20 protein-coding genes are annotated in these 21,578 nt (G+C 37.5%); 16 read left to right on the top strand and 4 right to left on the bottom strand.

The genetic code is table 11. The annotated features are described in order from the left end of the window. The first annotated feature begins 265 nt into the window (after positions 1-265). Together dnaE and MTT30_RS05800 are read left to right on the top strand one after the other, a co-directional pair. Complete coding sequence (gene dnaE, locus MTT30_RS05805) at positions 266-3,883, top strand: DNA polymerase III subunit alpha (protein WP_429801303.1); 3,618 nt, start codon at positions 266-268, stop codon at positions 3,881-3,883. A gap of 15 nt (positions 3,884-3,898) precedes the next feature. After that, positions 3,899-4,573 carry a DUF6882 domain-containing protein gene (locus tag MTT30_RS05800; protein ID WP_429801302.1) on the top strand — a complete coding sequence of 225 codons (675 nt, stop codon included), beginning with the start codon at positions 3,899-3,901 and terminating at the stop codon, positions 4,571-4,573. Here the strand turns inward: MTT30_RS05800 and MTT30_RS05795 are convergent. From MTT30_RS05795 to MTT30_RS05785, 3 genes are read right to left on the bottom strand one after another with little or no spacing between them, the layout of a single operon-like run. Continuing rightward, positions 4,570-5,232, bottom strand: coding sequence for a cysteine hydrolase family protein (locus MTT30_RS05795; protein WP_429801301.1), 663 nt, complete (start codon positions 5,230-5,232; stop codon positions 4,570-4,572). The genes MTT30_RS05800 and MTT30_RS05795 overlap by 4 nt on opposite strands. 2 nt (positions 5,233-5,234) lie before the next feature. Next, positions 5,235-6,218, bottom strand: coding sequence for a sensor histidine kinase (locus MTT30_RS05790; protein ID WP_429801300.1), 984 nt, complete (start codon positions 6,216-6,218; stop codon positions 5,235-5,237). Beyond that, the gene (locus MTT30_RS05785) at positions 6,215-7,051 is read right to left on the bottom strand and encodes a DUF234 domain-containing protein (RefSeq protein ID WP_429801299.1); all 837 of its coding nucleotides are present in this window, start codon (positions 7,049-7,051) and stop codon (positions 6,215-6,217) included. The genes MTT30_RS05790 and MTT30_RS05785 overlap by 4 nt, the downstream gene beginning before the upstream one ends. Positions 7,052-7,161: 110 nt before the next feature. Between MTT30_RS05785 and MTT30_RS05780 the strand changes: the two genes are divergently transcribed. From MTT30_RS05780 to MTT30_RS05765, 4 genes are all read left to right on the top strand, one after another. Next, positions 7,162-8,493: an aminotransferase class V-fold PLP-dependent enzyme gene (locus MTT30_RS05780; RefSeq protein ID WP_429801298.1), complete on the top strand. Its 1,332-nt coding sequence runs from the start codon at positions 7,162-7,164 to the stop codon at positions 8,491-8,493. Further along, positions 8,490-9,236, top strand: a complete 747-nt coding sequence (locus tag MTT30_RS05775; protein WP_429801297.1) for a hydroxymethylpyrimidine/phosphomethylpyrimidine kinase — start codon at positions 8,490-8,492, stop codon at positions 9,234-9,236. Before MTT30_RS05780 ends, MTT30_RS05775 begins: the two co-directional genes overlap by 4 nt. Continuing rightward, positions 9,229-9,834, top strand: coding sequence for a thiamine phosphate synthase (thiE, locus tag MTT30_RS05770; protein WP_429801296.1), 606 nt, complete (start codon positions 9,229-9,231; stop codon positions 9,832-9,834). Before MTT30_RS05775 ends, thiE begins: the two co-directional genes overlap by 8 nt. A 67-nt stretch (positions 9,835-9,901) precedes the next feature. After that, entirely contained in the window at positions 9,902-11,224 is a 1,323-nt protein-coding gene (locus MTT30_RS05765; RefSeq protein ID WP_429801295.1) for an aminotransferase class V-fold PLP-dependent enzyme, read from the top strand. Positions 11,225-11,238: 14 nt separating this feature from the next. On the opposite strand, the gene MTT30_RS05760 is transcribed toward MTT30_RS05765, so the two are convergent. After that, the gene (locus tag MTT30_RS05760) at positions 11,239-12,345 is read right to left on the bottom strand and encodes an FtsW/RodA/SpoVE family cell cycle protein (protein WP_429801294.1); all 1,107 of its coding nucleotides are present in this window, start codon (positions 12,343-12,345) and stop codon (positions 11,239-11,241) included. Between the two features lie 52 nt (positions 12,346-12,397). On the opposite strand from MTT30_RS05760, the gene MTT30_RS05755 reads away from it, so the two are divergent. From MTT30_RS05755 to MTT30_RS05710, 10 genes are all read left to right on the top strand, one after another. Then, the gene (locus MTT30_RS05755) at positions 12,398-13,369 is read left to right on the top strand and encodes an RluA family pseudouridine synthase (RefSeq protein WP_429801293.1); all 972 of its coding nucleotides are present in this window, start codon (positions 12,398-12,400) and stop codon (positions 13,367-13,369) included. After that, positions 13,302-13,976 carry a fibronectin type III domain-containing protein gene (locus MTT30_RS05750; protein ID WP_429801292.1) on the top strand — a complete coding sequence of 225 codons (675 nt, stop codon included), beginning with the start codon at positions 13,302-13,304 and terminating at the stop codon, positions 13,974-13,976. The genes MTT30_RS05755 and MTT30_RS05750 overlap by 68 nt, the downstream gene beginning before the upstream one ends. 106 nt (positions 13,977-14,082) lie before the next feature. Next, complete coding sequence (locus tag MTT30_RS05745) at positions 14,083-14,508, top strand: hypothetical protein (protein ID WP_429801291.1); 426 nt, start codon at positions 14,083-14,085, stop codon at positions 14,506-14,508. Continuing rightward, positions 14,508-15,695 (top strand): tRNA (guanosine(46)-N7)-methyltransferase TrmB, encoded by a 1,188-nt coding sequence (trmB, locus tag MTT30_RS05740; RefSeq protein ID WP_429801290.1) that lies wholly within the window; start codon positions 14,508-14,510, stop codon positions 15,693-15,695. The genes MTT30_RS05745 and trmB overlap by 1 nt, the downstream gene beginning before the upstream one ends. Beyond that, positions 15,679-16,350 carry a cell division ATP-binding protein FtsE gene (locus MTT30_RS05735; protein WP_084109431.1) on the top strand — a complete coding sequence of 224 codons (672 nt, stop codon included), beginning with the start codon at positions 15,679-15,681 and terminating at the stop codon, positions 16,348-16,350. The genes trmB and MTT30_RS05735 overlap by 17 nt, the downstream gene beginning before the upstream one ends. Continuing rightward, positions 16,337-17,152 carry a cell division protein FtsX gene (locus tag MTT30_RS05730; protein WP_429801289.1) on the top strand — a complete coding sequence of 272 codons (816 nt, stop codon included), beginning with the start codon at positions 16,337-16,339 and terminating at the stop codon, positions 17,150-17,152. The genes MTT30_RS05735 and MTT30_RS05730 overlap by 14 nt, the downstream gene beginning before the upstream one ends. After that, positions 17,149-18,369 (top strand): murein hydrolase activator EnvC family protein, encoded by a 1,221-nt coding sequence (locus tag MTT30_RS05725; RefSeq protein WP_429801288.1) that lies wholly within the window; start codon positions 17,149-17,151, stop codon positions 18,367-18,369. Before MTT30_RS05730 ends, MTT30_RS05725 begins: the two co-directional genes overlap by 4 nt. A gap of 73 nt (positions 18,370-18,442) precedes the next feature. Beyond that, entirely contained in the window at positions 18,443-19,159 is a 717-nt protein-coding gene (gene pyrH / locus MTT30_RS05720; RefSeq protein ID WP_054196984.1) for a UMP kinase, read from the top strand. Positions 19,160-19,177: 18 nt separating this feature from the next. Further along, positions 19,178-19,393 carry a DNA-directed RNA polymerase subunit omega gene (locus tag MTT30_RS05715; protein WP_021091717.1) on the top strand — a complete coding sequence of 72 codons (216 nt, stop codon included), beginning with the start codon at positions 19,178-19,180 and terminating at the stop codon, positions 19,391-19,393. Beyond that, a complete protein-coding gene (locus tag MTT30_RS05710) occupies positions 19,380-21,569 on the top strand; it encodes a RelA/SpoT family protein (protein WP_103600546.1) in 2,190 nt (729 codons plus the stop codon). Before MTT30_RS05715 ends, MTT30_RS05710 begins: the two co-directional genes overlap by 14 nt. Positions 21,570-21,578: the final 9 nt, after the last annotated feature.

The raw sequence follows: 21,578 nt of genomic DNA, 5'->3' as shown, positions 1-21,578 counted from the left end.
TTTTAAAATTCCATTCACTCATGAGAATTGACTACTAAATTTTGTCTTCATTGATCGCTTAGCTCAAATTTTAGAGCCGAAATTACTCGCTCATAAAATTTTAAAATTTACAAGACCTTAATAGCATAGTGTGTCAGATGATAGCGCGCTTCGTTCTTAGCCACAAACTACAAATTCTATAAATTTTAAAGCTCCCATTAAGTTTTCATCAAGCACCTTATTAGCCAAAATTTTGTAAAATCCACTCATTAAAAAAGGATAAAAAATGAGTGAAAATTCTAGCTTTACACACCTGCATTTACACACCGAATACTCCCTTCTTGACGGAGCGAACAAGATAAAAGAGCTAGCTCACGTACTTCATGATAGAGGCGACACAGCAGCGGCGATTACTGATCACGGCAATATGTTTGGAGCGATAGATTTTTACAAGGCGATGAAAAAAGAGGGTATAAAACCACTAATTGGCATCGAAGCTTATGTGCATAATGGCGAGCAGCTTGATGACAAAAGCACCAAACAACGCTTTCACCTTATCTTAATCGCCAAAAACGAGACTGGTTATAAAAATTTGATGTATCTTAGCTCTATGAGCTACATCGAGGGCTTTTACTACTATCCTCGCATTAATAAAAAGATATTAAAAGAGCATAGCGAGGGCTTGGTTTGTAGCTCTGCTTGCTTGCAGGGCGAGGTGAGTTGGCACTTAAATTTAAGCGATCGTAACGTCAAATTTGGCGCTAAAGGCTACGAGAGAGCAAAAGAGGTCGCACTTGAGTATAAAGAAATTTTTGGAGATGACTTTTATCTTGAGATCATGCGTCACGGCATCGGTGATCAAAAACGCATTGATGATGATATTTTGCGCATCGCCAAAGAGACTGGCATAAAGGTCATCGCCACAAACGATACTCACTACACTTTTAAAGAGCGGGCCGACGCACATGAGGTTTTTATGTGTATCGCGATGAACAAAACTTTAGATGATCCAAACCGACTTCGCCACAGCGTCCATGAGTTTTTTGTAAAAAGCAAAGAGCAGATGAGCGAGCTATTTTTAGATATCCCTGAAGTGATAGAAAATACCCAAGAGATCGTAGATAAGTGCAACCTTGAAATCAAGCTTGGCAATCCAACTCCGCCAAATTTTAAATTTACTCTTGAATATGCCAAAGAGAGAAATTTAACACTTCCAGAGCCAGAAAATAGATATAGCTTTAAAAATGATGCTGTATTTTTTGAATATGAATGTAGAAAGGGGCTTGAAGAGAGGCTAAAATTTGTCCCTGAAAATTTACATGACGAATACAAAAAGCGCCTTGAGATAGAGATTGGCATAATTAATAAAATGAATTTCCCAGGCTATATGATGATCGTTTGGGACTTCATAAATGAGGCTAAAAGTAGAGGTGTGCCAGTTGGTCCAGGACGTGGTTCCGCGGCTGGTAGCTTGGTCGCTTACTCGCTAAAGATCACTGACCTTGATCCAATCCCATACAACCTACTTTTTGAGAGGTTTCTAAACCCAGAGCGTGTTAGTATGCCAGATATAGACGTGGATTTTTGCCAGAGCAGGCGTGGTGAGATAATTGACTATGTTACGCAAAAATATGGAAAATTTAACGTTGCTGGCGTTATTACATTTGGTAAATTGCTTGCAAAAGGTGTCATTAGAGATGTTGCTAGGGTTTGTGATATGCCTTACGCCGAAGCCGATGCGATGGCGAAGCTAATACCTGATGAACTTGGTATTACACTAAAAGATGCTTATGAAAAAGAGCCAAAGATAGCTGAGCTAATAAGTCAAAATCCAAAGGCAGCTAAAATTTGGAAATTTGCTCTTGATCTTGAGGGACTAAACAGAAACGCCGGCCAGCACGCAGCAGGTGTTGTTATCTCAAATGAGGAGCTTTGGAATAAAACTCCGCTATTTCGTCAGCCAAACAGCCCAGAAGATCGCTATGTTACGCAGTATAGCCTTAAATACCTAGAAGACGTTGATTTAATAAAATTTGACTTTCTTGGACTAAAAACACTAACGGTTATCGATAATGCCATAAAGCTGGTAAAACAACGAACTGGCAAGGATATCATTTGGGAGCAGATCGATAAAAATGATTCTAATGTTTATAAAATGATACAAAGTGGCCAAGCGATAGGAATTTTCCAAATCGAGGGCGAGGGCATGAGAAAGCTAGGAACTAGTTTGCGTCCAGACTGCTTTGAAGATATTGTCGCGATGCTAGCGCTCTACCGCCCAGGACCGATGGAAAGTGGCATGCTTGATGACTTTGTCAAAAGAAAACATGGTGAGGCGGAGATAACATACGCATTTAAGGAGCTTGAGCCGATCCTTGCGCCAACATACGGCGTCATCGTCTATCAAGAGCAAGTCATGCAGATCGTGCAGGCCATAGGCGGCTTTAGCTTAGGCGGTGCGGACCTTGTGCGCCGTGCGATGGGTAAAAAGATCAAAGAGGAGATGGATAGGCTAAAGGGTGAGTTTGTAAAAGGCGCTGAGGCAAAAGGGTTAAATGGACAAAAAGCAGACGATCTTTTTGAGCTAATTGTAAAATTTGCAGGATATGGCTTTAATAAATCTCACTCCGCAGCTTACGCTTATGTTACCTTTCAAACAGCTTATCTTAAGGCCTATTATCCAGCTGAATTTATGGCTGCACTTCTTACAAGCGAAGAGAGCAACGTCGATAAGATCGTTCGCTATATCGATGAGATAAAACGCATAAATATAGACACTTTGCCGCCATCTATAAATAAATCAACTAAAGAATTTAGCGTCGTTAAAAATGGCGATCACGACGGCATTATCTTTGGGCTTGGTGCGATTAAAGGCGTTGGCGGTGCGGCTATTGAAAACATTATCACTGAGCGTGAAGCAAATGGCGAATTTAAGAGTATGGACGACTTTGTCTCAAGGATTGATCCATTTAAAGTAAATAAAAAGGTCTTTGAAAGCCTTATAAAAGCTGGATGTTTTGATGAGTTTGGCTTTAGTCGTAAGATGCTTATGCAAAATGTAGAAAATATCATAGAAGCTTGCAAAAGTGCTGCGCAGATCCGTAAAAATGTAGTTGAGAGTTTATTCGGCGAAGATGAGAGCATGAACGATGTGAAGATAAATTTTGTCACGATAAATGATGAATTTGACATCAAACAAATTTTAAAATTTGAGCAAGAGAGCGTTGGTATCTACCTTTCTGGTCATCCACTTGATGATTATAAAGACGAGATCAATAAGATAAAATACACTCTAAGTTCAGAATTTGAGAGCTTGCCGCAAAGCGCTGAAATTTTAGTCGTTGGCAAGATCGAAGACTTTAGCACAAGGATAACCAAAAGCGGCAAGAAAATGGGCACGATAAATGTGCTTGACTTTCATGGCAATATCGAGATCGCAGTCTTTGAAAGAGAGCTTGGTAACATCGAAGATATAGTAAAAGATGAAGCAAAACGCGACCTGCCTTATGCTTTTAGGATAAATATCACAAAAGACGATCAATTTGTAAGGACAAATTTAAATGAGGTTTATAGCCTAGAAGATGCGCAAAATTTAGACTTTAAAACAAGAAAGCTAAAACAAAACTCTAAATTTTCTAAAAATGAAGAAGCTAGCACACCTCAAAGAGCAAGAGAATATGCTGAGCTAGAGGTGCTTTTATGCCTTAGTGAGCTTAGCAAAGATAAGATCACTAACCTTTATAATCTTGGCTATAACGAACATATAAAAAGTGGCACAAACAATGATAAGCGTCTTGTTATTAAGATAAAAAATGAAAATACTGCTCAAATTTTTGTCTATAAGACAAAATTTGTTGTAAATGACAGCTTTAAAGAAAAAGCACTTCAAGCAATAGCTTGCTAAGGCCTGAGAGAAGCGATGTTTTTAGATAAGCTTGGCGTAGATAAAAGTAACTGGAGCAAGCTTTTTAGCGCATGCGTCGGTAAAGCGACATTACTTCAAAAACGTGCATTTAAGCTACTTGTTGAAGGTAGCAACTGGCAGGTTGATTTTGATAGCGGTAAAATTTACTTTGATGAGCGTGAGTTTGATATGCAGTTTATCGGCTCTGAGAGCTTCTCGTCAAATACGTGGTTTTGGGGTTATGAAAATATAAATGGCTTTGATGAGCGGTTGCTCGAGCTTGCAAATAAAGCACGTGAGTTTGGCGAGAAATTTGGACTTAGTATATTTAGCACGCCACAATTTGAGCTAGGTGAAAATTTTAATGGCCACACGATTAGTATGGTTGCTTGCACCGCTTTTGATGAGCAAAATTATTATAGGATAGAGTACGAGGGTGGAGCTGCGTATGTGGCTTTTAGATCGGATATAGTCTTTGAAGAGCCAGTGCTAGCAAATGAGCTTTTGAGTGTAGTAAATGATTGTTTAAGCACTTACGAACTAGATCACAAAATCCTTGTAAAAGGACTTTTGCTAAGCTGTGATATGAAATTTAGCGAAAGTCCTAATGAGATCGTAGCAAATAAAAACGAGCTTAGCTTTAAATTTGACGAGCTAAATAGGCTCATAAATATTTCAAGTACGCTTTAAAATTTAATGCTCTTTACCACATCAGCACCAAGTGCTAGCTTCATATGAAGAGAAAACATCTCATGGTAAAAGTCGCCATTGTGTCCTGGTATGTCATATGTTTGCGTAAGATCAAACGGCACGATAACTCTTGTTTTTTTATTGTATTCATTTGCTCGTAGTTTAAGATAACTAACACATTGATAAACGCACATATCAGTGCAATCCCCAGTGACTATAAAGGTGTCTAGCTCCGGATGCTCTTCTAAAAATTTCTCAAATTCTTTATTAAATGCAATGCTTAAAGAGTTTTTATAAAATGCTTTGATCTCTTTAAAAAAGCTTAGACTTTCTATCTCTTTTACAGTTTTTATCTCATTTGTATCAAGCATTGCGTGTGGCAAAAAGGTCTCAAATTCTTTTGAATCACTGGTATGCCTATCTTCTATAAGGATAAAATTTCTAAAGCCAAAATCTCTCCACGCTTTATCAAAAAGTGTCGCGATCCCTTTTGATAAGGCGGCTACTCTTTGGCTAGAGAGTGCGCCGCTACCAGCAAAAGCCTCTATCATATCAATGCAAATAAATGCAACATTTTTTGCTCCATCATTTGAAATTTCTCTCAAATCAAGCGTTTGAAGAGATTTTTTAAAAGCCTCAAGTTCGTTTTGTATGTTCATTCTTACTCCTTTATTGGTAAATTTATGCAAAATGTTTTTGGATTTAGTGTGATCTCGATGCTGCCTTTGTGAGCCTCTATGATCTGCAAGCAAAGGTGCAAACCAAGTCCGTTTCCTTTTAGTTTGCTACTTTTAAACGGCTCAAAAACTATGGCTTTATCTTTGATAGGTTCGCCGCTATCGTAAATGATAAATTTATGTTCACTCGGTGTTTTTTCATAGCTTAAAATGATCTCTCCCTCGTCGTCTTCGCTCTCTTCAATGGCATCAATGGCGTTAAATAAAATATTTTGAAAGACGATAGCTAGTAGATCAAGATCACCTATATATTTTCCATCTGGAAATTCTAGGCTAAATTTTATATCCTTTGAATAGTCGTAAAAATTTATAGCCTCTTCGCACTCTTTTTTAAGCTGTGAAAAGTCAAAAATTTGCGCATTTATATTAAGACCCTTTGTAAAAAGCAGTGTAGCTTTTATTATGCGTTCGACTCGCCATGTAGCTTTTTGTATTTGATTTACGATAGGCTGTATGCGTTCATCAGCTCTTTTAAGCAGTGTCGAAGCTAAAAGCGAGATAGAGCCTACTGGATTTCTGATCTCATGGGCTAAGTGAGCTGCTACTTGACCCATCGAGGCAAGACGCTCGGTGCGTTTTTCTGCTGTTATATTTGTTGCAGAGATTATTAGTTTATTGTCTTTAGAGCTTGTTTTAAAAAGATAAATTTGCCCATCTACATTTATCTCGCCCTCTTTTTTTGGTATCTCTTTAAAAATTTTACCAAGTCTTAATGCTTCTGAGTTTTGTAAAAAAATCTCATCATTTTCATCTAGCACCCAGATAGCATTTGGCAAAATTTCTACAATATCTTTAATGAAATTTTGTAAGTTTGCATAAGATGATGTTAAATTTTTATATTCATTCTCTATAAGATAAGTCTGCTCTATCAGGCTTTTTAAGCCAGCTTGGATATCGTGTTCGTTCATTTTAAAAGTTCCTCAAAATCGCTAATTTCATAAAGCCTTAGCCTCCCATCCTTTAGATTTCTTAGCTCGCTACTAAATCCACTCTTTGAAAAAAGAGCGATAATATCTGGCTTGATATTTAGTTTTTCGCATTTTTTTAATAGTAAATTTAGCACGTTTTTACAAACCTTTCTCTCTTTGTATTTTGCCTCGCCGACTATGATCTTGCCGCCTATATTTAATAGCATATCAAGTTCTATATTCCTGCTCCAAAAGCTACTTAAAAATATGCCATTAATCAGAAATTTTTTTGCCATGAGTTCACCGCATAAAATTTCAAATCCAAGGCTTGCATATTCGTCAAATTCCTTTTTTATGATGGCTAAAATTTCATCATTTTTACCAGCTTTTAGCAAGCTTAAATTTGGCTCTATAAATCTAAACCAAAACCTTGAAAAGTGGCTATTAAAATGTATTTTATCCTCAACTTTATAGCCCCTTTCCTCTTTTTTTAGCATTTGGTTTTTTGATCTTTTTGGAAGTACTTCTCTACTTTTTTCTAGCAGTAAAAAATTCTTTTCAAAAAGCTTTGCGTAGACTTTGCTAGCTAGGCTTTGAGGTAAAATTTTATTTACGCTAAATTTTTTTCTATCGCTTCGTGCGAGTTTTATGAGGGTAGATTTTATAGCATCGTTTGTATCGGATTCGAAGTAAAATTTTGGCATCAAGGCTAAGAAGTTGTTTAAAATTTCAGCCTCAATCGCTTCAAAAACATCATAATATGAGTGCTTTAAATCAAACTCATCAAAGACGAGATGAAATTTAATAAGTTCATTTATATCAAGGTGTTTCATTCGCTCAAATGTTGATTTTAAAGCTTTTATATTGGCTCCTTTATTTGGGCATTGTAGTATATTTTAGCTAAAGTAATCTATAATGCTACGCAAAAAACAAGGGTTGTGATTTGGTAAATTTAGAGCATATTAGAGAAAATATAATTTTAAAAAATGGTATTTATTATTTTGACTTTACAGCTTCAGGGCTAGCTTATAAACCTATCGAAGATGAGATAGCAAAAATACTCCAAACATACGCAAATACGCACTCTATCAGCTCATCAAACGCCTATAAAACCGCTCAAACTTATGAAGACTCAAGACGTGAATTAAAAAGCTTACTAGGACTTGATGAGAGCTTTTATCTTTTTACTTGTGGCAATGGAGCTACCGGTGCGATAAAGAAATTTCAAGAAATTTTAGGAATTTATGCACCGCCAGCATTAAAAAAAAGATATGCATTAAAGCCAGATGAAAATTCTCCACTTGTGGTGCTTGGCCCTTATGAGCATCATTCAAATGAGATAAGCTTTAGGCAAGCACTTTGTGAGGTTGAGCGTATCAGGCTTGATAAAAATGGAGGGATCGACTTTAGTCATTTGGAGCAAATTTTAAGGATAAATGTCGGTCGTGAGATCATCGCAACTTTTAGCGTGGCTTCAAATGTGACTGGGGTTTTGAGCGATTATAGAAAAATCTATACTCTTATAAAATCTTATGGTGGCATTGTGGCATTTGATGCGGCAAGTTTTAGCGCTTATGGAAATATTGATTGTGACTATTTTGATGCTCTTTTTTTATCGCCACATAAATTGCTTGGTGGAGTTGGAAGTTGTGGGCTTCTTGCTATAAAAAAGATACTTGCAAACTCAGATGAGCCGACATTTGCTGGTGGCGGAACGGTAAGTTATGTCAGCAAAAACTATGCTATATTTGTAAAAGATAGTGAGCAGCTAGAAGAGGCTGGCACTCCGCCTATTTTAGGACTTATAAGGGCAAATTTGGCTTATAGGCTAAGAAATGAGATAGGATTTGAGGCAATATATGAAAACGAGAGCGAGCTTGGAGAGTATTTTGAGAAAAGACTAGCAGAAATTCCTGAGCTTACGTGCTATCATCCAAATAACATAAAGCGTTTGCCGATATTTGCTTTTAACGTGGCCGGCGTTTCGCCTTATGAACTAGCTAAAGTTTTAAGTAAAGAGTATGGCATTCAAACGCGTGCAGGATGTTCTTGTGCTGGGCCATATGGACATGATCTGCTTCATTTAAAAGAAGATGCACTATTTACCCATAAGCCAGGCTGGGTAAGGGCTGGACTTCACTATACGCATACGCTACAAGATGTGGATTATTTAGTAGATGCATTAAAAAATAGCATTAAGAAGTATTCAAGCATTTGGAAAGTCGATGATCCTTTTAGTGTTGATAAAATTTCAGGTTGCAAGGGAGATAGATGAAAAATATATTAATAATTGCAGGAAGTGATAGTGTTGGTGGTGCTGGCGTGCAGGCTGATATAAAGACATGCGAGGCGTTTTCTTGCTACGCAGCGACAGCTATTACGGCTCTTACGGCACAAAATACAAATGGCGTTAGCAATATCTTTGCTACAAATGTTACAAATCTAAATGAACAAATCAAAATGGTAGACGAAGAGCTAAACATAGATGTCATAAAGGTTGGTATGCTTTTTAATAAAGAGCTTATATCTTGCGTTGGTCCTTGGCTTGAAAAATTTCATAAGCAAGGCATCAAAATAGTAATAGACCCAGTTTGCGTAGCAAAATCAGGCTCAAAGCTACTAGAAGATGACGCGATAGCAAGCTTAAAAGAGCTTTTTAAATTTGCAGACATTATTACGCCAAATATCGATGAAGCCAAAGTTTTGGAGCTTGATAGCAAAAATTTACCTTGCGATATGATCTTAAAGCGAAGCACGGTTGCAGAAATTTGCGAAGATACTCTTTTTAAAAAAAATGGTGATGTGCTTAAATTTAAAGAGCCACTAATACAACCAGAGATCATGCACGGGGCTGGATGTAGCTTTGCAAGTGCGCTGGCCTGCTTGCTGGCAAATGGACACACCAAAGAAGAGGCCATAAAACTAGCCAAAAAATACATTTTAAATGCTATTAAAAATGCAATTACGACAAAATTTGGCAAACGTCTACTAAATCATAAAGTTGGCATAATTGATTGAAATTTATGCGATTAGCGACGATGTGTTGATGCCTGAAAATTTAGCCTTGCAATACACTAAAGAAATTTTAGAGTGTGGGGTGAAATTTTTCCAATTTCGCTCTAAAAAAATACCCAAAGACGAGAGGCTAGCTAGTGAAATTTTAAATCTATGTGAGAAATTTGGGGCTAGATTTATCGTAAATGACGATGTTTTATTTGCTGCTCATATAGGGGCAAAGTCTGTGCACTTAGGAAAAGATGATGCGAGTATAAAAGAAGCGTTTGAAATTTTAGGGGATGATGCTTACGTGGGAGTTAGCTGCTATGATAGCTTGGAGCTTGCTATTAAGGCAAAACAAAATGGTGCTAGCTATGTGGCTTTTGGAGCTATGTTTAAAAGCCCAACAAAACCAAATGCGCCACTTTGCAAGGCTCAGACTATATCAAAAGCAAAAGAAATGGGAATGAATGTATGTGTCATAGGGGGCATAAATGCTAGCAACATTGCAAGTGTCGCTAGAGTAAAACCAGACATGATCGCCTTAATATCCGCTATCTATAAAGATGGCACGATAAAGAAAAATATAGAAAATTTACAAAGAAATTTATTGCTTTAAAAGATGCTTGTTTTGCAAGCTTTTTATGAAAATTTAATTATAATCCCTGCTTTAAAAAAGGAAAACATTGCTAAATATCGATGAAGTAAGAAAAAATATCATTTTAAAAGAAGGCCTTTACTATTTTGACTACACGGCTTCAGGTCTTGCTTATAAGCCCATTGAAGATGAAATTTTAAAATTTTTAAAAACCTACGCAAACACTCACTCAGATAGTAGTTCAAGCGCGGCGTTAACGCAAAAATGCTATGAAAATGCAAGGGCTGAGTTAAAAAGCTTATTGGGCCTTGATGATAGTTTTTATCTTATTGCGACTGGTCAAGGAGCAACGGCTGCGATAAAGAAATTTCAGGAGATAATGGGAATTTATATCTCACCAGCTACAAGAGTTTTGATCGGTGAAGCAAATTTAAGAAAATTAAACTTGCCACTAGCGATCATTGGCCCTTATGAGCATCACTCCGTTGAAGTTAGCTTAAGAGAAGGGCTTTGTGATATAAAACGTATAGAGCTTGATGAAAATAATGAGATAGATTATGCGATGCTTGAGAACACATTAAAACAAAATGCAAAAAGAAAGATAATAGCTAGTTTTAGCGCTGCTTCAAACGTCACTGGCGTTAAAACTAATTATAAAAAAATTTACTCACTAATCAAAAAATACAATGGCATTTTAGCGCTTGATGTGGCTACTCTTAGTGCTTATGAAAATGTTGATTGCAGATATTTTGACGCACTGTTTCTCTCGCCTCACAAGCTACTTGGGGGAGTTGGGAGTTGTGGGCTTTTGGCTATCAAAAAAGAGCTTTGTAAAAATTTGCCTACATTTGCAGCTGGAGGCACAGTCAAGTACGTAAGCAGGACATCACATATTTTTACTAATGAAGTTGAGAATTTAGAAGAGGGCGGCACACCACCGATAATGCAGCTAATGCGTGCAAATTTAGCCTATAGGCTAAGAAATGAGATCGGACTTAATAAGATAAAAGAGACTGAGTTTGAGCTAGGTAGTCTCTTTTGCGAAGAGCTAAAAAATATAGATGAAGTGATAAATTACTGTCCAAAAAATGTAGATAGACTGCCTATTTTTGCTTTTAATATAAAAGATGTTTCGCCTTATGATTTTGCGGCTAGCTTAAGCAATGACTTTGGTATCCAAACACGTGCAGGCTGTGACTGTGCTGGTCCATACGGACATGATCTGCTTCATTTAAAAGATAATGCTATTTTTTATGTAAAACCTGGCTGGGTACGCGTCAGTATTCACTATACGCACACTAAAGAAGATATCAAATACCTTGCAAATGCCATAAAGTCTTGCATCAAAAAACACAAAGAGATTTGGGGTGAAGAAAAAGCGATGTATTCGATGTTTGGAGATAAATTTTAAATACTAAATTTAACTTAGAAGCGAAATTTTACCAGACTGTATGTCCTATCAAACCTAAAAGTTAGCAAATTTTGCAAAATTCCAAAAAGCACCATAAATGTAACAAAGCTGCTTCCGCCGTAACTAAAAAATGGTAGCGGCACACCTACAACTGGTGCAAAACCGATCGTCATTGAGACATTTACACCCACATAAACGAAAATAAGTGCAGCAATCCCCGTGGTGGTAACTTGCGTAAAATAGTCATTTTTTAGGCCGTAATTTAAACTTAAAAGATGTGTTATAAGCGCTCCATAAAGTCCAAGCAAAAACAATCCACCATAAAAGCCAAAACGCTCGATATTGTAGGCAAAGATGAAGTCACTAGTGGCGATTGGCAAAAATTTAAAGTGCGTCTGAGTCGCTTCGTCCTTTGGCTTGCCTTTGAGTCCGCCGCTACCTATGGCGATGATACTTTGTTTGACGTGATAGCTTGGCTCTTCAGCGATAAAATCGTGGATCCTTTTCTTTTGATAGTCATGTAAATTTTCATACAAAACCGGCGCCAAAAAGCCTATGGCAAGGATGATGGTGATCCAAATTTTCTTATTTACACCGATAACAAAAAGTATTGTGTAGCCAACTATTAAAAGTATGAGTGCGGTGCCAAGGTCAGGCTCTTTCATAATGAGAGCAAATGGCAAAAGTATGTAAAAACTAAGCTTTAAAAAATCTTTTAATCCGTATCCATTAGCTTCTGGAGGACGCTGTTTTATTAGATAGGCTAGCATCAGTAAAAAGGCTGGCTTCATCAGTTCTGATGGTTGAAGTGTGAAGTGAACAAATGGAATTTCTAGCCAGCGTTTGGCTCCTAGCTTGCTAACGCCAAAGAGATCGACGCTTAAAAGTAGCACGATGCAAACCCAGTAAAACATCGGAATGATCCAGTCTATACGCCTAATGGGCAACAAAAATGCGACACAAAATGAAATAAAACCAATGCCAAAATATACAAGCTGTTTATTTGCCAGGATGTCGTTTGCTTCGGAAACTAGTATGTATGAGATGGCTATGATTGGGATTATTAAAAACGGCTGAATAAAATCAAAATGTGTTAAAATACGCCGATCTAGTTTTATCAAGAAGCAAACCTTAATTTTTGGGCTAGATTATATCACAAACAAGGCTTTGATTTTGGTTAAATTTAATGTTTTAAATAGCTCAAGACTCGACGTTGCAGTGGCACAAGAGCTTCAAATTTCACGCAATCAAGCTTTAAATTTGATAAAAGACTCCCTTGTAAGCGTAAATTTAAAACCAGTCTCAAAACCAAGCTTTTTGTTAAGTGAAAACGATGAAATTTGCGTAAATTTCGCTCCAAAAAAAGAGGTGCAAAACGAGTATGAAGTAAATTTTGACATCCCAATCATCTACGAAGATGACGATCTCATAGTGCTAAATAAACCACCTCAAATCGTCGTCCATCAAGCTCCAAGCGTAAAAGAGGCGACACTTGTTGAATGGCTAAATAAAAAAGGATTTATGCTCTCAAATTTAAATGGCGATGTAAGAGCTGGCATCGTCCACCGCCTAGATAAAGGCACGAGCGGTGCTATCGTCGTTGCCAAAAATAATTTTGCTCACGCAAAACTTAGCGAGCAGCTAAGCGATAAAAGCATGGGGCGAATTTATCTAGCGCTTACCGACCTGCCGTTAAAAGAGGACGTCATCATCGACAAGCCAATCGGCAGAAATCCAAACAACCGCCTAAAAAAAGCGATCATCGAGGATGCTAAATTTGCAAAAAGTGCCTTTGTAAATTTACTAAGCGAAAATGGCATAAATTTAATAGCAGCAAAACTTTTTACAGGCAGGACTCATCAGATAAGAGTGCATCTTGCTAGCATAAACCGCCATATTTTAGGCGATGATTTATACGGATTTAAGAGCCAAGGCGATAAAATAAGCAGGGTTATGCTTCACGCTTATATGCTTTATTTTATCCATCCAAGAACTGGCAAAAGGGTAGAATTTACCGCAAAAACGTATGATGACTTTAACCAGATAATTTACAAAAAAATTCCCAAGGAGATTTTTGATGAAAAAATTTGCCCTACGCATATTGACACCATTTTTGGCAGCTTTCTTAGCGGGATGCGGCTCTAGCGTACCGACTCAGCAAAGTATGTCACTGCCTACGATTACAAGTTTAAAGACTATTTCAGATATGACAGAAGTTGGCTTCGAGTGGAATCCAGTGACCGATGAGAGCGTCGTTGGCTACTATCTTTACCGCTCAAATCCAAATGACGCAAACTCAAAAATGCAGCTAGTTGCAGACATCAAAGACCGCTTTGCTACGCACTATGTGGACCGCAATCTAGCTCCAGAGACAACTTACTCATACCAAATGAGAACCTACTCAAGCAATGCCATCTCTCAACCGGGCACGATCGCAACAGCAATTACAAAGCCACTGCTTGACTCAGTACCATTTTCGCAAGCTATTACAGGGCTTCCAGGACGTGTGAAAGTGATCTGGAGACCGCATCCTGATAGCACCGTGGCAAGCTATATCATTCAAAGAAGTGATGCCGGAGTTAATAAATTTAGCCAAATCGCAGAGGTAAATGGCAGACTAAATGCCGAATATATCGATACTGAGGTAAAACCTGGTAAGTCTTATGAGTATAGAATTTTAGTTAAAACTTCTTCAGGCGTTGTTTCAAAACCAAGCCAAAATATAAGTGCAACGACAAAGGAGTTACCCTAAATCAGTAACAAACCTTCAGGCAACAAAAAATGCACCAAAAAAGATAATTTTAACTTGGGATTACGTGCCGGCTGAGGATTTTGCTTATTTTAAGGTTTATAGGACAGTGAGTAAAATTTTACCTTACACATACCTAGCAAAAACGACTAGCAACACTTATGAGGATCTCATAAACACAAATGCAGCGACGAGGTATTACAGAGTCACAGCAGTCGATAAAGACGGCCTTGAGAGTTTAAAACAAGAAGAGCCAATCGTGGGGATAACACTTAGTGCACCAAAGACCCCAAATATTAGCGCTAGCTACGATGGTAGCGGAGTAAATGTAAATTGGAGTGCAGTTGATAGAGCTAGTTCGTACACTGTTTATAGAAGTGGCGCAAGCGAGAAAATTTTTAGTGGCATAGATGGTACTGGACTTAGAGATGATAGCGTGCAAAAAGGAGCTAGCTATTCTTACAGCGTCGTAGCTATCGATGAGTACGGTATTGCCTCTGACAAGTCATCAAAAGCAGAAGTTAGTATAAAATAATGCCAAATTTCATCGCTTCGTCTTTAAAAGAGCTCTCGTTTCCATTTGGTAATGACAAAGTCAAATTTCTTTGGCAGGCAAATGGGCGAAACGAGAGGCTCATATACACAAAAAATGAAGAAGAGAGTTTTTTCCTAGTCGTAAAGCCCGGTAAAAATGGCATCGTCGTAAAGGGAGAAAAGCTTACAAAGCCAGCTAAAGTTGGCCTTTTACAAGAGGCGCTTGAGCTTTTTAAAGAGCAAAATTGTAACGATATAATCAGTCAAGCATTTGCTGTAAAAAAGACAAATTTGACTAAAAAAGTGAGTGAAATTTTAAGCCTTGAAGAATTTGTGCCAGCATTTTGTGAGCTAAAAGATAAATTTGATCAAATTTTTATAGAGATCGGCTTTGGTTCTGGTAGGCACTTGCTTTATCAAGCCAAAAACAATCCAAAAACTTTGGTTATAGGCATAGAGGTGTATAAGCCAAGTATCGAGCAAGTAGCAAAGCTAGCTAAGGCAAATGACCTAGAAAACGTGCGTTTAATAAACACTGACGCCAGACTTTTACTCTCGCTTATTGGCTCAAATTTAGTTGATAGAGTCTTTTTGCATTTTCCAGTGCCTTGGGATAAGGCTGAGCATAGACGCGTGGTCTCATCGGCATTTGCACTTGAATGCGAGAGGATACTAAAAGTAGGCGGTAAATTTGAGTTAAGGACTGATAGCAAGGAGTATTGCGACTTTAGTTTGAGTAAATTTTTAGAGCCTACAAACTCAAAGCTAGAAGCTTTTAAAAATAGAAATTTAGAGGTAACTAGTAAGTACGAAGACCGCTGGAGACGTCAAGATAAGGATATTTACGATGTTGTTTATACTTGTGAGGTTGAAAGTGGCGAGAGTGTTTTAGTTGGGGATTTTAGCTTTAAAGAAAAGACAAGTGTAAAAAATATCATTAAAAATTTCAAAAATTTCATCATCAAAAAAGAGGATTATTTTTTACATTTTGAAGAAATTTACACCATAAACGAGGGTGAAATTTTGCTAAAAGTTGCTTTTGGAGCATTTAATAAACCTGAGCAATGTTTTATCAAAATAAGCGATGAAAAAAGCGAATATTTTATAAAAAAACCGATCTTAATTCGTGAGAATTTAGCAGCACACGAGCTTTTGAAGGAGTATTTGGCTGATGCAAGAGATAATTAGTGCAAGAAATTTGAGCCTAGCTTATGAACGCGATGAAATCGTAATTAATAGCGTCAATTTAGATATTTATGCAAATGATTTTGTCTTTATCACAGGCAAGAGCGGAAGTGGAAAAAGCACGCTTTTAAAATCATTTTATGGAGAAATTTCACCTCTTGCTGGAGAGCTAAATGTCTGCATGACACAAATGGATGACATCGATGATAAAAGGCTTTGTGAGCTTAGGCAGCGAGTTGGCATTATATTTCAAAATTATCGTTTGATAAATGAATGGAATGTGGAAAGAAACGTCATGTTGCCCCTCATCATCAAAGGCATCAATCAAAATGTGAGTAAAAAGCAAGTAGCGAAGCTTTTAAAACATGTAAATATGCTTCATAAAGCTGATAAATATCCAATGGAGCTAAGCGGTGGTGAGCAGCAAAGAGTAGCTATGGCAAGGGCTCTAGCACACAATCCAAATTTGCTCTTATGCGACGAGCCAACTGGAAATTTAGACGAATACTCAAGCGACGTCATCTGGTCGCTTTTAAAATCAGCTAGGGAATTTTTAGGTACGAGCGTGGTAGTTGTCACGCACCATATCCCATCGACACTTCGTATCCCATACCGTCACTTCGTCATAGAAAATGGAGGCGTGCATGAGATCGCTTAAGAATCATCTTGGATTTATCTTGCCACTGATCGCGCTTTTGTTTTCTGTGCAGTTTAGCCTAACTGCTGATAAGGTTGTGAGAGATTATGAAAGACTTATGGGAAATGACTACAACATCGTCATAGTTTCAAGTAAAGAGTTAAGTGATGCTATGCTAAAGCCGATCGTGAGTAATCTAGCTAGCCTCGAGCCACTAAGTCCACAAAAGATCATCGACCGCCTTTCAAATGACATCTCTGCTAAAAATTTGTCCATACTGCAAAATGCGCTACCTAAATTTTACTCACTAAAACTTAGTGAATTCCCGACACCGCAGTACATGGATGAGCTAAAGCAAAAACTTTTAAAATTTGATGGGATCACAAAGGTCGAGACATTTTCAAAGACTCACGATAAGGTCTTTAAAATACTAAATTTAGCCAAAAGTATATCGTATGCTTTTATGGCGATACTTTGCGTAATAGGGCTTATGCTTATGCTAAAGCAGGCTAAAATTTGGCTATTTGAGCATAGAGAGCGCATCGAGATTATGACACTTTTTGGAGCACCTTTTTGGCTAAAATCAGCCATGCTTTACAAATCAGCTATGGTTGATAGCCTAGTTGCTACCATTGCAGTTGGTGTATTTTTCTTTTTCTTGCCTGGTATTGAAATTTTTAGAGAAAATGCCGCAAGTATTGATGTGGTATTGCCTAGTCTTGATCCCTCAAGAGATATTTTTATTTTATTTGGCGTGGCTATGTTTTTAAGTATTTTTGCTGTCAGTTTGGTGATGAGTAAGGCTAGAAAAAGCACGATATGAGAAAAGGAATTTTTATATTTTTGCTAGCTTTTAGTCTAGCTTTTGCGTCAAATACCAAAGAGAAGATCAAAGACTCCAAAAACTCATTAAGGTCGAGTCAGGCGATGAGTGAGCAGCTTAGTAAAAAGCTAGATGATTTGGCTGGTGATATCGTAAGTGGCGAGAAAAAACTACGTGGAATAAGTGGCGATATCACAAATCTAAAAGGTCAAATTTCAGTTCTTGAGACAAATGCTTCAAAGGCACTTATTGAGCTTGATGATCTAACTAAGCAAAACAAAGAGCTAGAACGCACTCAAAAGGAGCTTGAGCAAAACATGATAAGGATCATCGCAGAAGATTTGTCGTTTGATCTTTTGATGTCTGCAACTGAGGGCAAGCAAAGCGAGGAGAGCATCATCTCATCTCAAATTTTAACCAAGCTAAATGCCATCACAAAAGAGGATTTTAAAAGACTTAGCCAGAACTATGAAGATACGATCGAGAAGATAAAAAATAAATCAAACAAAATAAGCGAGATAAACTCAAGCATCAAAAACTATAGACGCAAGCAAAGTGACTTGCAAAATTTAGAGAGTACGCAGAAAAATACTATAAACGGACTAAAACGTGATAAGGAAATTTACAGCAAAAAGCTAGCCAAACTTCAAGCCCAACAAGATGAGCTAAGAAAGACGCTAGAGCAGCTTGCTATCATGCAAAAACAAGAAGATGAAGCCGCACGTGCTGCTAGAGAAAAACAAGAAAAAGCAGCTGCAAGCAAAGGTGCTAAAAAAGGCGAAAAAAGCCAACCAATGGGTGGAGGCTATCAAACAAGCTCGGTAAAAAAATATTCAGGTGCAAAGACAATCGCTCCTCTTGATAGCTACACCGTAAAGCAAAAATTTGGAAATTACGTAGATCCAATATATAACATCAAAATTTTTAATGAGTCAGTCACGCTTCGCTCAACCACGCCAGATGCCAAGGTCAAAAGCGTACTAAATGGCAAAGTGGTCTTTGCAAAAGCGACACCAATGCTTGAAAATGTAGTCATTATAGAAAATGAAAATGGTATACACACGATCTATGCTCACCTAAGCCAAATCGCACCGACAGTCAAAGTAGGCTCAGTCGTGCAAAAAGGCTACGTCATAGGTAGAGTAAGAAACGATCTAACCTTTGAAGTAACGCAAAGAAACTACCACATTGATCCACTTGAAATGATCTCAAAATAGCCACTTTGTAAGCATTATTAGCTAAATTTAAAGCCTTTTTGGCTAGAATGCGTGAATTTCAAGGAGCATGACAATGAGTAAAAGAAAACGCGTATTGGTTAAATTTTCAGGCGAAGCTTTAGCGGGAGAAAATGGTTTTGGCATAGATACGGCGGTGCTTAAATTTATAGCAAATGAGATAAAAGAGCTTGTCGAAAATGGTATCGAGGTTGGCATCGTAATAGGTGGTGGCAACATTATACGCGGTGTGAGTGCTGCAAAAGATGGCATCATCAAACGAACGAGCGGCGATCACATGGGCATGCTAGCAACTGTTATAAATTCGATCGCAATGCGTGAAGCTTTAGAGCGAAGTGGGCTAGAGGTGAGAGTGCAAAGTGCAATCAAAATGGAAGCGATCTGTGAGACTTTTATCGTGGGACGTGCACAGCGCCATTTAGAAAAAGGTAGAGTCGTTATATTTGCTGCAGGTACTGGTAATCCATTCTTTACAACTGATACAGCAGCAACTTTAAGAGCTATTGAAATCGGCTCAGATATGATCATAAAAGCTACAAAGGTTGATGGCGTTTATGATAAAGACCCTAAAAAATTCAAAGATGCAAAACTTTTAAAATCACTAAACTACGAAAAGGCAATGAGCGATGATATCAAGGTTATGGACGATACTGCCATAGCTTTAGCAAAAGATAACTCACTGCCGATTTTGGTTTGTAATATGTTTAAGGCTGGAAATTTATTAAAAATAATAAATGAAGAAGAAGCAGCCCTATATTCAGTAGTAAAATAAATTTTAAAAAGGATAAAAATGAGAACAGAACAAATAACAGCAAGAGCATTAAAACAAGTTGGTGATGATAGATATAAACTTTCACTTATCGTAGCAAAGCGTGCAGAAGCACTAGCAAATGGAGCAGTGGTGCTCGTAGAAGCCGATACTTCAAAGATGAAATTTGCCGACATTGCGCTACTTGAAGTAGCTGAGGGCAAAATAGGCTTAGAGGCAATAGTTGAAGGAAAATAGTCTTTTTTTAGAGCAGCTAATAGAACAAATTTTACCTTGTAAAAATGTTTCAGAAGCTATAACGCTGCTCTTTTCTCTTTGCGAACGAAGCGATAAATTAGACAAAGCTATAGATAGCTGTGTCACATCTCATGCCGGTCAATACCGCAAAAGTGGCGAGCCATACGCAATCCATCCTATCTTGGTAGCATCAATAGTAGCAAATATGGGCGGAGATGAGAGTATGGTTATAGCTGCACTACTTCACGATGTAGTTGAAGATACTGAAGTTACGCTTAGCGAAGTCCAGGCTGAATTTGGTGATGAAGTGGCAAAGCTAGTTGAGGGGCTTACAAAGATAGTTGCTATAAGAGAAAACAAACTTGCAAGCTCAAGTAGTAATGAAAAACTAGCAAGTTCGGCGCTAACTTTTAGAAAAATGCTTTTAATCTCCATTGAGGATGTTAGGGTTCTTGTGGTTAAGCTTTGTGACAGACTTCATAATATGCTAACCCTTGATGCATTAAAGGTAGAAAAACAAAAACGCATTGCTGAAGAGACGCTTATGGTCTATGCTCCGATTGCTCATAGGCTTGGAATTTCATCGATTAAAAACATACTTGAAGATCTAAGTTTTAAATATGCGATGCCAGAAGAATACGCTAAGATCGATAGCTTTTTAAATAAAAATAAACAGCAGCTTAGCCTTAAGCTAAATGCCTTTTACGAGAAAGTAAACCAAATTTTGCTTGAAAACGGCTTTATTGAGGGCACTTTTGAGATACAAAAACGCATAAAGCATTACTACTCAATCTATTTAAAAATGCAAAGAAAAGGTATTTCGATTGAAGAGGTGCTTGATTTGCTAGCTATTAGAATTCTTGTGCAAAAGCCACTTGATTGCTACCTTGCGCTTGGGAATTTGCATATAAATTTTAATCCTCTTATTTCGAGATTTAAGGATTATATTGCGCTTCCAAAGCAAAATGGTTATCAAACGATACATACAACTATTTTTGATAATAAGAGTATTTTTGAGGCACAAGTTCGTACTTACGATATGCACAAAACCGCTGAATACGGTGTTGCAGCTCACTGGAAATACAAAAACGGCGAGGGCAGTTTACTAAATCCAAAGCTTGACTGGCTAAACGACATTGGTATGCAAAACAATGAAGCTGAAAGTAACGTCGAAGAGCTTTATGAATATGCAAAAGATAGTCTTTATATAGAAGATATTGCGGTCTATTCGCCAAAAGGTGAAGTTTTTACGCTTCCACGCGGGGCTACTGCACTTGATTATGCTTATGAGATTCACACAGAGATCGGACTTTACGCAAAAGAAGCTTATATAAATCGCGTCAGGATGCCACTTTTAACAGAGCTAAAAAACGGCGATATTGTAAGGATCGTAACTGGCGAGGAGGCAAAATTTCGCTGTTCGTGGATAAATAGCGTTCGAACTGGTAAAGCAAGGGCTACGATAAGAACATATTGCAAGCAAAAGATAAAAGATATAAATTATAAAATCGCAGTTGATATTTTAAAGTCGGTTTTTGGCGTTTCTAAAGATAGAATTTTAGACTGGATAGAGCATGAAAATTTAGGCAAAAAAGTTTTTCGTGCTGCAACTGAAAGCGATTTTTTGCAAGAGGTTGTAAATATGCTTAAAAAGTATATAAAAAAAGAGCGTCCTTTTATGATCTCTTTGGGCGATAAATATCAGGTTAAAAAGCAAAAATTTGAAAATATCGTAATCTACTCAAATCACAAAATTTCAAATGTCGAGTTTGACTATTGTTGTAACCCAAAAAGAGGCGATAGTATAGTTGGCTTTAAAAATGGGCACAATGTGACAGTGCATCACAAGCTTTGTGAGCGTGCTGGAAAGCTTATGGATAAGGGCAATGAGATCATATTTGTCAAATGGACTAGAAATGCCCCACATAGATATAAAATTTTATTAAATCTTGAGAACAGAAAAGGCGCGTTGGCTGAATTTTTAACATATCTTGCTAGACTAGATGTAAATTTGGCTACAATCTCGCTAAACGAAGCAAATGACCTTAGCGGTGATACATTTGAAATAAGTGTTGAGATAGCCGAAAATATCGATGCAAACGAGCTAAGAGAGAAGATCAAAGATAGATATAAGATTATAGATTTCGTTTCGCAAAGCGATCCATACCATAACTAGGAGAAAGAT

Origin of the sequence: Campylobacter concisus (genome assembly GCF_050447445.1) — a bacterium.
In the GTDB taxonomy this organism is placed as follows: Bacteria; Campylobacterota; Campylobacteria; order Campylobacterales; family Campylobacteraceae; genus Campylobacter_A; species Campylobacter_A concisus_BI.
The sequence above is the reverse complement of the archived record's forward strand: the minus strand, read 5'-3'. Positions and strand labels throughout refer to the sequence as shown.